We start from the raw sequence: 12,201 nt of genomic DNA on the forward strand, positions 1-12,201 counted from the left end.
GTTAAGAATTTTAAGTTATGAGTTTTTTTATTCAACTCATAACTCATAACTCTTAACTCTTAACTCCTAACTCTTTCTTATTACCGCATTGTGACAAATTCTTCGGCTGAGGAGGGATGGATACCAACGGTGGCATCAAAGTCTTTTTTAGTTGCGCCCATCTTCACGGCGATCGCTACACCTTGGATGATCTCAGCTGAACTATCGCCCACCATGTGAGCGCCTAGCACTTTTTCAGTGTTGCTATCAACCACCAACTTCATCATTGTTTTTTCTTGCTTACCAGTCAAGGTATAGTACATGGGGCGAAAGCGAGTGCGATAAATTGTTACCGCATCACCGAGTTTTTCACGTGCTTCGGCTTCTGTCAAGCCTACTGTTGCAGCTTCTGGGTTAGAAAAAATGGCTGTGGGAACAGTTTTGTGACTGAATTCGCGGCGATTATTGCCGAATTCACTATCAGCAAAGGCGCGACCTTCGCCAATGGCCACAGGAGTCAAATTGATTCGGTCTGTGACATCGCCAACGGCAAAGATATTCGGTTGATTAGTTTGACTATATTCATTGACTGCGATCGCACTTGTGGTCGGGTATCCAGGCCCTTCGATAGAACTAGCAACAACATCAACCCCAGCGTTTTCTAAACCTAGTCCATCTACATTGGGAGTTCGACCAGTCGCCACTAAAAATACATCCGCGATTATTGGTTCTTGGTCTTCCCCTGATAAAGTAAGTTTAAACCCTTCCGCCACACGTTCAACTGTTTTTACCACATTATTCTTAATCAGCCGAATTCCGTGATTTGTCATCCCCTCTTCAATTTCTGTGCGGACATCTTCATCAAACCCATTCAAAATCTTGTCACCTCTGGTAATTTGTGTCACTTCAGAACCCAAACCGCGCATAATACACGCAAATTCCGTGCCGATATAACCAGCGCCAAGAATGACGATGTGTTTTGGTTGTTCTTTTAGATGAAAAATTTCGTTAGAGGTAATGCCATATTCCATACCTGGTAAATCTGGTTTGATCGGACGACCGCCAACAGCAATTAAAATTTTGTCTGCTGTCACTTTGCGTCCGTCAACTTCTACGGTGTGAGAGTCTAGCAATGTGGCGCGACCGGAAAATAGTTCTACTCCGGCTTTTTCTAAGAAGTTTATGTGTAGTTGCGATAGTCGCCGAACTTCCTTATCTATAGATGTAATGAAATATTCCCAGTCCAACTCAGCATTACCGACTTTCCAGCCATAGCCTGAAGCTTCACTAAATAGTGCGGGAAAGTGAGAGGCATAGACCATAAGTTTTTTGGGAACGCAACCGCGAATCACACAAGTCCCACCAACTAAATCATATTCAGCGATCGCCACTTTTGCTCCATAGCTAGCTGCCCGTTTGGAAGCTGCTAAACCTCCAGAACCCGCACCAATTACAAATAAGTCGTAATCAAAAGTCATAAATTTATGTTCTCTCTAGCAAAAAGTTAGTTCTTGGGAACTCACGCAACAGAATGTTATTGGACTATATAAGGATATCTGGTGAATCTTATGTAAGTCCTGTCCTTGATTTAATCTAGCGTTAGCAGATGTTCTCTGGTCGTAGGGAATATCACTTTTTGCTTTAGTGGCAGTCACTAAAATTGTTTGTCATAGTTCTATCTCAGGTGTCGGTCATAAGCCTGTGCTACTGCATTGGAGCAGCTAAGTCGCGCTAAGTCCTACAGTACAGGACTTACGCAAAATTATGATAAAAAAACCGCGTTAGCGGTTCGCAGAGAGTCTCGTACCCTTATTAGCAGTTTTGTTTTATGTACTTGGAGAGCCAGTAGGGGTTACAGGTGTTGTTTCTGTTGGGGTTACAGGTGTTGTTTCTGTTGGGGTTACAGGTGTTGTTTCTGTTGGGGTTACAGGTGTTGTTTCTGTTGGGGTTACAGGTGCTGTTTCTGTTGGGGTTACAGGTGCTGTTTCTGTTGGGGTTACAGGTGTTGTTTCTGTTGGGGTTACAGGTGTTGTTTCTTTTGGGGTTACAGGTGTTGTTTCTGTTGGGGTTACAGGTGCTGTTTCTGTTGGGGTTACAGGTGCTGTCTGTGTTGGAGTTAAAGGTGTTGTTTCTGTTGGGGTTACAGGTGTTGTTTCTTTTGGGATTACAGGTGCTGTCTGTGTTGGGATTACAGGTGCTGTCTGTGTTGGGGTTACAGGTGTTGTCTGTGTTGGGATTACAGGTGCTGTTTCTGTTGTAGTTGAGGTTTCAGGTTTTGTTGTAGTTGAGGTTTCGGGTTTTGTTGTAGTTGAGGTTTCAGGTTTTGTTGTAGTTGAGGTTTCAGGTTTTGTTGTAGTTGAGGTTTCAGGTTTTGTTGTAGTTGAGGTTTCAGGTTTTGTTGTAGTTGAGGTTTCAGGTTTTGTTGTAGTTGAGGTTTCAGGTTTTGTTGTAGTTGAGGTTTCAGGTTTTGTTGTAGTTGAGGTTTCAGGTTTTGTTGTAGTTGAGGTTACGGGTGTAGGAGTTAGTTGCACAAAAGAGGGGTTTTCAATTACTCCCTCACCTTTTATCGGTGGCTGTGCTTTCAAAGCCGCAGCAGTTTCGGCTTGAACACTGGTGATTGCAGGATCAGGCGTAGGCACAGGACTTTGCCTGTTCAAATCAAGTTCCCGAACTAGTTGGCTCGTTTCATAAAAATTTCTCAGATCAAAATCATATAACCTTTCAAATTTCCCTTTAACTATAATCACCATTTGCCCTGCTTCTAGCACCTTAGTTTCAGAAGCTTCTTTGTTAGAAACTTCAATGCCGCTATTTGTCAGCGCACCCACAATCGTGGTGTCTGTTTGTTGGTTGTAGCGCACAAATAATGCTGAACCACGAATTGCTGCTGCTGCATTTGGTGTTTGTATACGTGTTTGCCCCCGTCCTGGTGGGATGAGTAACAACACAGTCCCATTTGAAAGTTTAAAGTCACGAGTCTTCGGCAAAAATTGAAATAAAGCCTGTTCTCCAACTCGTGCCAGAGAGCCATCATTGAAACGCAAATCTGCTAGGGAAGCTCGACCCGTTGCCACCCCGTCCCCAGGAGTCATTGCGTCTAATTTACGTGCAGGACGTTTCTTTAGTTTATCTTTGGGTATCAGTTGTACTATGTTGCGGAGATCCTGAATTTCTGCCCGCGTTAGAGGAGTTATGGCACTTACCCTATTTGGCAAAGGCAGTACTATAACTCCCCATAAACCAATCACCAATAGTGGAAATGATTTATAAAACATAGTTTGATAATGTGTGAACTTCAACTAATACCAAAAAACTTAAAGATTAAAACTGGTGATAATTGTTGTAACGATTTATTTATTAAAATTATCTTTATTTTTAGTCTAAGTCTAAATTTAATAGACAAAAATGAACCATTTGTTTAGTTTATTTAAGTTTTTATCCTTAAGTCGACATTATATACAATAAAGCCTGCTGCGAATTTCAAAGTTAGTACTTAATATCAATAATTAAATGAAAAATACCTTACATATTATCGATTCTAATCAGACCAATTACAGGGACAAGAAGTTTTAGGGATGTGTTGTGAAGTAACTCTAGGACGATATTTCACTAAAGTTGAGCAGAAGGAATTCTACCGGATTATCTCAGATTTGCAAAAAAATCTAAGATGATCCGAAAATTAGCAATATCAGTTTGTAGTTTCAGTATATACTTACAAGGTTAAGATAAATGCACTCAATTGTATCTTCTGAGTCGGAACTTCTGATACAGCTTGTAGGTCTACATTGGCCAAATGCGATCAACGCAATCTAACAGATGCGACTCAAGAACTGGAAGAATTTGTTTTTTTGTATCTTGTTAGCGTCCAGTGGTGGAAGCTGGTGTTGCATTAGAGTAGATGCGGCAGAATCTGCAAATACAGAGATTTGGCGTTATAAAAATTTAGCAAGTACACAGGTAACTGATCAGCTATGTCAGAAGTTGCAGCAGGGAGTAATTAACTCTTTATGCCAGCAGTCGAGTGAGTCGCAAACTTTGGACTCCCAGATACCGTTAAATCTGGTACAGCAAACACCCGAAACTAGACAAACAGATCAAGACCCAACCGAAGAATTTAGGAATACTCAAAAGCAAAATGACCCGCCACCGCTAGAATCGCAGCCGAGTATTTTGCCTACATCTCCTTCAGATTCAAAAGAGGAACTATTAAATACACCTGATATAAATTATTCTCAAAGACTAGAGAGGCTAATAGAGCTTCTACGATCGCCAAAATCATCTCCTGAGTCTGATAGCGATCGCGAATTGGGGTTACGGATACGGTTACGACCCCTAGAATTGCCTCCTCTTCCACCCATAGAACAACCCGTACCTAAGTTTCAACCCATAGGCTATCTACAGGGCCGTGTCGGTTACTTCCAGACCACTAATATTTTTTCCTCAGATGATAATCCCATAGAAGATGGTTTAATTATTTCTGGACTGACCCTAACCTCTACATATTTACCTTTGGGACCTAAGACTTTTTTAAACGGCTCCATAGATGGCAATCTCATTCGTTATATAAATCAGTCACAATACCATTACAACCAGCTAAGATTCAATCTCAGTGTTTACCAGCAACTATCCCAGCGAATGTATGGAGAACTCAGTTGGAGCAATCAACAGCTATTTTATGCTAATAGCAGCGATCGCCTGGATAGCTTCAAAGCAGGCGATCGCTTTTTAAATGAGAATTCTCTACAACTATCTTTGGGACGGCGAGATCCATTAACTCCAAAATTAACGCTAGACACCTTGTATGAATTAAGTGTAAATTTTGCTGAACCCCAAAGTCGCGATCGGATAATCAATTCCTTTTGGGTGTCTCTGAACTACTACTTGCAAGAACCTCTCCAGGTTGGTATTGACTACCAAGTAAACTTCTCAGACTTTACACAGCGCGATCGAGAAGACCAATTCCATCGGATATTTGGGCACTTAAATTACCGAATATCTGATACCACATATATGAATGTACAGGCTGGAATGAGTTTAGGTAGTTCAACCGCCGAAAACATTGATTTTGATGGCTGGTTCTTCAGTATTAATTACTATTTGCAATTAGGTCAGTTTTGAAATTAGTCCTTTGTCCTTTGTCAAAAAACAATGACTAATGACTATAAATAAGAAATCCAATCACTCCAGCTACCAGCATAAAGTTTACCTTTGTTAATGCCAGCTAATTCTAAAGAAAGTAAATTGACGCAAGCAGTAACACCAGAACCGCAATAAACCAAGATTTCTTCGGCTGTTTCTAGCTGTTCCCACCGACAGCGTTGTTCCTCTTGAGGGAGTAGGTAGCCGGAAGAGTCTGTAACTTCTTGCCAAGGATAGTTGACTGCACCAGGAATATGTCCGGCAATTTTATCAATTGGCTCTCGTTCACCTCGATAGCGATCGCTTTCTCTCGAATCTACCAATACTACCTCGTGGTTATCTTTCCGGGTTTTCACCACATTAATATCCACCACTTTTTCTGGTTGCAATTCAGCTACAAACGTACCGATCTGAGGTTGAGGAACGACATCCGTAACCGGATAACCAGCTTTTTGCCATCCAGTAAAGCCTCCATCTAGTACCGCAACTTGTTCATGTCCGAGATAGCGTAACAGCCACCATAAACGAGATGCAAAAGCAAAACGCGAATCATCATAAGCTACCACCAGAGTTTTTTGGTAATTTACCCCAATTGCTGCAAATTTGTTAGCGATATCATTGGGTTCAGGTAAAGGATGTCTCCCGCCATGCTTACCCACTGGACTGGAAAGATCCTGATTTAAATCTAGGTAATATGACCCTTTAATATGGCTTGTTTGGTACTGTTGTTGTCCTAGTTGTGGATCGGCTAAAGAAAAGCGACAATCAACAATAACAACTTGCGGATCTTCTAGATGTTCAAATAGCCAAGCTGGTGAAATAACAAATTGGTTATTGGGCATTGGTCATTATTCAGTTTTTTTGTAAAATGTCAGACTTAGAAAATTTTACACCTAAGCTCACAGCAGATGGTTCTTTCACCTTTGTCTCTGAAGAGTTTGGTGAATCCTTTCATAGCCATTATGGAGCGAAGCAGGAGAGTTTTTTCAAGTTTGTGGAACCTACTCAACTGCCTATAGTTGCTCAAAAACCAGTTTTGCGACTATTGGATATTTGTTATGGTCTAGGATACAACACAGCTGCTGCTTTGCAGACAATTTGGGCAGTGAATCCCAGCTGTTATGTTGAAGTAATCGGTTTAGAACTGAATCCGGCAGTGCCACAAGCTGCGATCGCTCATTACTTGTTCGACAATTGGAACTGTAACTATATTGAAATCTTGTCCCAGCTAGCTTTTGAGCATCAAGTGCAAACAGATCGCCTGAAAGCAAAGCTACTAATTGGTGATGCTAGAACTACGATCGCACTAGTACATCAGTCGGATTTCACCGCAGATGCAATTTTCCTCGATCCCTTTTCACCACCACAGTGTCCCCAATTATGGACTGTTGAATTTATTAAACAACTCTCATTGTGTCTACATCAAGATGGTTTATTAGCCACCTATTCTTGTTCTGCTGCTGTACGCACAGCACTTTTGTCTGCTGGTTTAGCGATCGCTTCTACTCCACCGGTAGGCAGGCGATCGCCTGGTACTGTGGCAGCACATTCTGCAAGTGGTGAGTCTCAAAACCACTCAATACTTACTCCCCTCTCGCAAGTTGAAAAAGAACACTTACTAACCCGTGCCGCTATTCCCTATCGCGATCCTGGATTGAGCGATTCAACCGAAGTCATAATGATGCGGCGACAACAAGAGCAACAAGCCTCTTTACTCGAGCCTACCTCCCGTTGGCAAAAAAGGTGGCTATTGGGAATACAAGGCAGGGATTTTATGGCAAGTAATTTGTAGTTGTGATATTTACGACGGTTACGCCTACGCAATTACAAACTATTTCTTCAGCCCTTAATTTTTAAAACATCCTCTAAGCTCGACTTTATCCAAAATTAAGAATTCGGTTTTCTTTATCCAGCAAAAACCCCTGGCTTTTTGGCAAATACTTTTTCCGCATCACAGATTATCGATTAACTTAAAAAAGTAAAACGACGGTCCCACAGAGGTTTCAACGATAGCGTTCGTGCAACTACTCAGCAGAAGTATCGCATTGTGAAAGAAATGGATAAAGTCGAGCTTAGAGCCAAATAAATTAAATTCATGATAGTATATAATCTTACATTTATTTCGGCATTATTTGAGTATTCCAATAACTGAGTAAGTAAAAATATGTATACTTAATCATTACTATAAGACTTTTAACAAAAAACCCTCTAATTTGATATTAAGTAACCAAATACAGTCTTTTTTGGGCTTTTTTTATTTAAAAAAAACCGTAAAAAGCCTGATTTAACATTTGTGAAAATTTATCATACTGGAATTAGAAGCAAAAAATTTGACAACAAGATATCAGTTGTTCGTAAGATGAAATATACACGCTGCGAAAAATTAAAATAGGCAGCTTGAAGTAATACATAATCCCTATGAAAAATCTAGCTCAGATACATTCAAATATTAAATTTCTTTTTCAAATCTAACACTGTTAACTTGTGCAAAAACTTGGAGTGCCTTTGTGATTCAGTGGAAATCCAACCATACAGGCTTTACAGAACAAATTGTTAGTGAGTCCAACCCCATTAGCACAGTAAAGAGTATTGGTTCAAATCATGTTGTAGAATCGCAGAATAATGTGGAGGCTTATTCTTTAGGCTTATCTCAGGAAGACCTTATGCTTGAAAATAGGCAAGCAGTGTCTTCTTGGATAAAATCTGATATTAATTGTGGTGATGATTCATTGGTCTCTAGAACACTACAAGCCAAAGGTTCTAAAGTGAACAGGTTTGATTTAGATCCGCCGAAGGTTTTAGTAGTTGACGATCATGCCGCCAGTCGGATGACTGCTGTTGCCCTCTTGGGGATGGAAGGATACGAAGTAATTGAGGCAGACAGAGGTTCTACTGTTGTAGGATTGGTAACTCAAAAACAACCAGATTTGATTTTGCTGGATGTGATGATGCCAGGAATGGATGGATTTGAAGTTTGCCAATTGCTGAAACAAGATGAGCAGACTAGGCTAATCCCAGTAATTTTTATTACAGCGTTAAATGACAGGCGATCGCGCATTCGGGGAATTGAAGTTGGGGCAGATGATTTTCTCACCAAACCTTTTGATCGTGTAGAGTTGGCGGCACGTGTGAAGTCCTTGGTACGGCAGAAGCGTCTGAACGAAGATTTAGACCATGCCGAACAAGTATTATTTTCCATTGCCATGTCGATTGAAAGCCGCGATCCTAATACAGGCAACCATTGTGAACGCCTGGTAAAACTAGGACAACTTTTTGGTGAATATCTCAACCTCTCACGCTACCAAATTCGAGATTTGATGTGGGGTGGTTATCTCCACGATATCGGTAAGGTTGGTATTCCCGATGCTGTGCTGCTGAAAAAAGAACAACTCACAGCCAAAGATTGGGAGGTCATGAAGCAGCACGTTTTGATTGGAGAAAAAATCTGCCAGCCACTACGCAGTATGCGGGGTGTAATTCCTATTATTCGTCATCACCACGAACGCTGGGATGGCTCAGGCTACCCTGATGCACTCAAGGGGGATGATATTCCCTATCTGGCACAAGTATTTCAATTAATTGATATTTACGATGCTTTAAGCAGTGAACGACCTTACAAAATAGCTTTTACCACAGAAGAAGCACTTTCAGTGATGCTAGAAGAAGCTAATTCCGGTTGGCGTAATCCCAAACTAATGCAGCAATTTGCAGAGTTTATTCCATACTGTCAGGAATAAGGGTAGGGAGTAAGAGATTTTGTAGCTGCCGTAATGAGCAAAAATTGGTATAATCCTGACTCATTGTATATTTCAGTCTTCTATGATTAGCTTGGTATGATTTGAGCCTACATCTTAAAGTACCAACAGCATTAATCATAATTTCACTGATAGCTAATTATGGTAGTTGTAGCAATTCTAGCGGCGGGACGCGGCACACGGATGAAATCACGCTTACCCAAGGTTTTACATTCTTTGGGTGGGCAATCGCTAGTCGAGAGAGTTATCGAAAGTGTAGAACCACTTTCGCCCTCACGACGAATCGTAATTGTCGGGTATCAGTCCGAAGAAGTGCAAACCGCCATGCATTCAATTCCCAACTTGGAGTTTGTCGAACAGACTGTACAACTGGGAACCGGTCATGCCATCCAGCAATTACTTCCACACTTGAAAGATTACACAGGGGATTTGCTGATACTTAACGGCGATTTACCGTTAATACGCAGCGAAACTCTCAAGCAGATGTTACAAACTCACGCCCAAAATCAGAATGCTGCCACCATTCTTACCTCACACCTACCAGACCCCACGGGCTACGGGCGAGTTTTTTGTAACAATGAAAATATTGTGCAGCAAATGGTCGAACACAAAGATTGTACTGCTGCTCAAAGACAAAATCAGCGGATTAACGCTGGGGTTTACTGCTTCCGTTGGCCGGATTTGGCAAAGGTGCTTCCCCACCTTCAGGCAAACAATGCCCAAAAAGAATACTATCTCACTGATGCCGTCACTCAGGTGGGACAAGTGATGGCGGTGGATGTGGAAGATAATCAAGAAATTCTCGGCATTAACGATCGCCTGCAACTGGCAACAGCCTACGAGATTTTGCAAAAACGAGTCAAGGAAAAATGGATGCTAGCAGGTGTCACCCTCATCGACCCCGCAAGCATTACCATTGATGAAACTGTGGAATTACAGCCAGATGTAATTATTGAACCCCAAACTCACCTGCGGGGAAATACGGTGATTCAAACAGGAAGTCATATTGGGCCGGGAAGTTTAATTGAAAATAGTCAGTTGGCTGAAAACGTCACGGTGCAGTATTCAGTAGTAATAGATAGCACCATACAGGCAGGAAGCCGAATTGGCCCTTATGCTCATTTGCGCGGTCACGTACAAGTCGGTGCTGGTTGTCGTGTGGGGAATTTTGTGGAATTAAAAAATACCCAATTAGGCGATCGCACTAATGCAGCACATTTGTCATATATAGGTGATACCGTCGTCGGCAATCAGGTTAATATTGGTGCTGGTACAATTACTGCCAATTATGATGGCGTAAAGAAACACCGTACCAAAATAGGCGATCGCACAAAAACTGGTGCTAATAGCGTTTTAGTGGCTCCACTCACCTTGGGAGATGATGTTTACATTGCAGCTGGTTCTACCGTCACAGAAGACGTGCCTAATGATTCTCTGGTGATTGCCCGTAGTCGTCAGGTAGTAAAACCAGCTTGGCAAAGGAAAAGTGTTGAAAATAAAACCACAGATCAACATAAATAATTCATCACTGTTAATTGCGATTCATCTGTGGTTTTAGACTATAAACCAGGATTTTTGCAAGATGTCTAATCTAGCTAGATTAGTAGTGAAGCCAAAATCTCAAAAAATAACATGGAAGAACTGCTAGAACTTAGGCAATTTCTAGAACAAGGCAAAATCCATGAGGCGTTGCTGTTGGTGGATGAGTTAGAAGAAATGAGCCTCAGTGACAAAATCAATAAAATTGATAGTTATGGTGTAATTCTGCTCATCCATTTAATTAAACAAAAGGCTGAAAAACGTTCGACTCGCTCTTGGGATGTTTCGATAGAAAATACAGTGCGTGAAATCAACAAAATAAACAAGCGCCGCAAATCCGGTGGCTTTTACTTGAATCAAGCAGAATTAATCGATATTCTGCAACAAGGATATCAAGTGGCACTGAAAAGAGCGGCGCTAGAAGCTTTTGAGGGGCGTTATGAAGCCCAAGAATTAGCTGCAATGGTTGACCAGCAAGAAACTTTAACCGAAGCGCTGAAACTGATTCAACAATAGCCAATCAATTCACTATCATTCCATTCCAAAGTATCGCCAATTTTTTCGCCGTCGTGATAGGCGGCGAGTAAAATTTCGCTGGTTTTGCCCCAAGCGATCGCTCCACTAGCATCTAAAGCGATCGCTCCTAAATCTCGTTTGTTCTGGTGTGCTTCTCCAAAGGAACGCTGCATAGCCTCCTTCAGGGACATCCCATCAGTTACACGCACTACAATCCGGGGAGCTAAACACTCATCAATGATATCTTCCCCAATGCCAGTACAGCTAACACCAGCATTACTAGTAGCATAATTACCTGCTGGCATCGCAGAATCACTTACCCTTCCAATCCGCTCAAATCCCTTACCACCAGTAGAAGTGCCAGCAGCTAGCCTACCAAACACATCTAAAGCTACTACGCCGATGGTTCCGCGTCCAGCATTGCTGGTTTCTAGCAGTTCGGGTTCTGCTACCACGCCAGCCATTGTACTTTTAAAATTATCCTGGCGCTCTTGCATCCACTCTTGTAACCGCAAATCAGTTAAAGCATTATAGCTGGGAAGTTGCATTTCTCGCGCCAACTCAGCCGATCCAAAATCTGATAGCACTCGATCTGGCGAGTTTTGTAAAAATTGTGCTAATTCAATGGGATTTTTCACCCGCGAAATATTAATTACACCACTAAATCGCCCTAATGTCCCATCCATTAGGGAAGCACTCATACGGATTTGACCATCAGATTGCAATACTGAACCAGTACCAGCATTAAAGCGGGGGTTATCTTCGAGCATTTGGCAACCCTGCACCACCGCCTCAGAAGCAGTTGCTCCTGACAATAGCAGAGAATAGACTTCTTCTATTACTGTATGGAGCGATCGGCGCACGGTCTCTAATCCGCCTTTACCGTGGAGAGAACTACCAGCTCCCCCATGAATAATTAATTTAGGTTGCACCTGTAACTCCATTAATCCCCTGCGCTATTTGCGTCTGTGTTGCGATTAGTTTCATTTTGAGCTTCAGAACGGCGACGACGACAACGTTCTGAGCAGTATTTCACATCGTCCCAGCAATCTTGCCACTTTTTACGCCATGTAAAAGGACGTTGACATACCGGACAAATTTTTGTAGGTAGGTCAGATTTAGAACGAACACGCCCCATATAAATACTGTGTATATGAGAATTTGATTTCTGAGAGAGATGGAAGATAATTATAACCAGTTTGCTATGAAGGGAGAATACTTTCGGAGAACAAATGTGTTGTCAATCTATCGTAAGACATATTTTTTGGGTATA

10 protein-coding genes are annotated in these 12,201 nt (G+C 41.7%); 5 read left to right on the top strand and 5 right to left on the bottom strand.

Annotation, left to right across the window (positions count from 1 at the left end):
• Window positions 1-80: 80 nt before the first annotated feature.
• Entirely contained in the window at window positions 81-1,457 is a 1,377-nt protein-coding gene (gor, locus tag NPUN_RS04585; RefSeq protein WP_012407660.1) for a glutathione-disulfide reductase, read from the bottom strand.
• A 348-nt stretch (window positions 1,458-1,805) separates the two neighbouring features.
• Complete coding sequence (locus NPUN_RS04590; RefSeq protein WP_012407661.1) at window positions 1,806-3,254, bottom strand: FecR domain-containing protein; 1,449 nt, start codon at window positions 3,252-3,254, stop codon at window positions 1,806-1,808.
• A 541-nt stretch (window positions 3,255-3,795) separates the two neighbouring features.
• Between NPUN_RS04590 and NPUN_RS04595 the strand changes: the two genes are divergently transcribed.
• Window positions 3,796-5,097 (top strand): hypothetical protein, encoded by a 1,302-nt coding sequence (locus NPUN_RS04595; protein ID WP_012407662.1) that lies wholly within the window; start codon window positions 3,796-3,798, stop codon window positions 5,095-5,097.
• A 41-nt stretch (window positions 5,098-5,138) separates the two neighbouring features.
• Here the strand turns inward: NPUN_RS04595 and NPUN_RS04600 are convergent, their stop codons facing one another.
• Entirely contained in the window at window positions 5,139-5,960 is an 822-nt protein-coding gene (locus NPUN_RS04600; protein ID WP_012407663.1) for a sulfurtransferase, read from the bottom strand.
• A 26-nt stretch (window positions 5,961-5,986) separates the two neighbouring features.
• Between NPUN_RS04600 and NPUN_RS04605 the strand changes: the two genes are divergently transcribed.
• From NPUN_RS04605 to NPUN_RS04620, 4 genes are all read left to right on the top strand, one after another.
• Window positions 5,987-6,910 carry a tRNA (5-methylaminomethyl-2-thiouridine)(34)-methyltransferase MnmD gene (locus tag NPUN_RS04605; protein ID WP_012407664.1) on the top strand — a complete coding sequence of 308 codons (924 nt, stop codon included), beginning with the start codon at window positions 5,987-5,989 and terminating at the stop codon, window positions 6,908-6,910.
• Window positions 6,911-7,625: 715 nt separating this feature from the next.
• Window positions 7,626-8,855: a response regulator gene (locus NPUN_RS04610; RefSeq protein WP_012407665.1), complete on the top strand. Its 1,230-nt coding sequence runs from the start codon at window positions 7,626-7,628 to the stop codon at window positions 8,853-8,855.
• 159 nt (window positions 8,856-9,014) lie between these two features.
• Window positions 9,015-10,394, top strand: coding sequence for a bifunctional UDP-N-acetylglucosamine diphosphorylase/glucosamine-1-phosphate N-acetyltransferase GlmU (gene glmU, locus NPUN_RS04615; RefSeq protein ID WP_012407666.1), 1,380 nt, complete (start codon window positions 9,015-9,017; stop codon window positions 10,392-10,394).
• A 111-nt stretch (window positions 10,395-10,505) separates the two neighbouring features.
• On the top strand, window positions 10,506-10,928 hold the full coding sequence (locus NPUN_RS04620; RefSeq protein WP_012407667.1) for a DUF29 family protein: 423 nt from the start codon (window positions 10,506-10,508) through the stop codon (window positions 10,926-10,928).
• Here the strand turns inward: NPUN_RS04620 and NPUN_RS04625 are convergent.
• Both NPUN_RS04625 and NPUN_RS04630 read right to left on the bottom strand, forming a co-directional pair.
• A complete protein-coding gene (locus NPUN_RS04625) occupies window positions 10,919-11,872 on the bottom strand; it encodes an isoaspartyl peptidase/L-asparaginase (RefSeq protein WP_012407668.1) in 954 nt (317 codons plus the stop codon). The genes NPUN_RS04620 and NPUN_RS04625 overlap by 10 nt on opposite strands.
• Complete coding sequence (locus NPUN_RS04630) at window positions 11,872-12,066, bottom strand: DUF2256 domain-containing protein (protein WP_012407669.1); 195 nt, start codon at window positions 12,064-12,066, stop codon at window positions 11,872-11,874. Before NPUN_RS04630 ends, NPUN_RS04625 begins: the two co-directional genes overlap by 1 nt.
• Between the last annotated feature and the right edge of the window lie 135 nt (window positions 12,067-12,201).

The sequence above is a fragment of the Nostoc punctiforme PCC 73102 genome (genome assembly GCF_000020025.1).
GTDB classification, from domain to species: Bacteria; Cyanobacteriota; Cyanobacteriia; order Cyanobacteriales; family Nostocaceae; genus Nostoc; species Nostoc punctiforme.

Excerpts from the sequence above, each read along its gene's own strand:
- gor (WP_012407660.1), bottom strand. The coding sequence starts at position 1,457 with ATGACTTTTGATTACGACTTATTTGTAATTGGTGCGGGTTCTGGAGGT.
- NPUN_RS04590 (WP_012407661.1), bottom strand. The coding sequence starts at position 3,254 with ATGTTTTATAAATCATTTCCACTATTGGTGATTGGTTTATGGGGAGTT.
- NPUN_RS04595 (WP_012407662.1), top strand. The coding sequence starts at position 3,796 with ATGCGACTCAAGAACTGGAAGAATTTGTTTTTTTGTATCTTGTTAGCG.
- NPUN_RS04600 (WP_012407663.1), bottom strand. The coding sequence starts at position 5,960 with ATGCCCAATAACCAATTTGTTATTTCACCAGCTTGGCTATTTGAACAT.
- NPUN_RS04605 (WP_012407664.1), top strand. The coding sequence starts at position 5,987 with ATGTCAGACTTAGAAAATTTTACACCTAAGCTCACAGCAGATGGTTCT.
- glmU (WP_012407666.1), top strand. The coding sequence starts at position 9,015 with ATGGTAGTTGTAGCAATTCTAGCGGCGGGACGCGGCACACGGATGAAA.
- NPUN_RS04620 (WP_012407667.1), top strand. The coding sequence starts at position 10,506 with ATGGAAGAACTGCTAGAACTTAGGCAATTTCTAGAACAAGGCAAAATC.
- NPUN_RS04625 (WP_012407668.1), bottom strand. The coding sequence starts at position 11,872 with ATGGAGTTACAGGTGCAACCTAAATTAATTATTCATGGGGGAGCTGGT.
- NPUN_RS04630 (WP_012407669.1), bottom strand. The coding sequence starts at position 12,066 with ATGGGGCGTGTTCGTTCTAAATCTGACCTACCTACAAAAATTTGTCCG.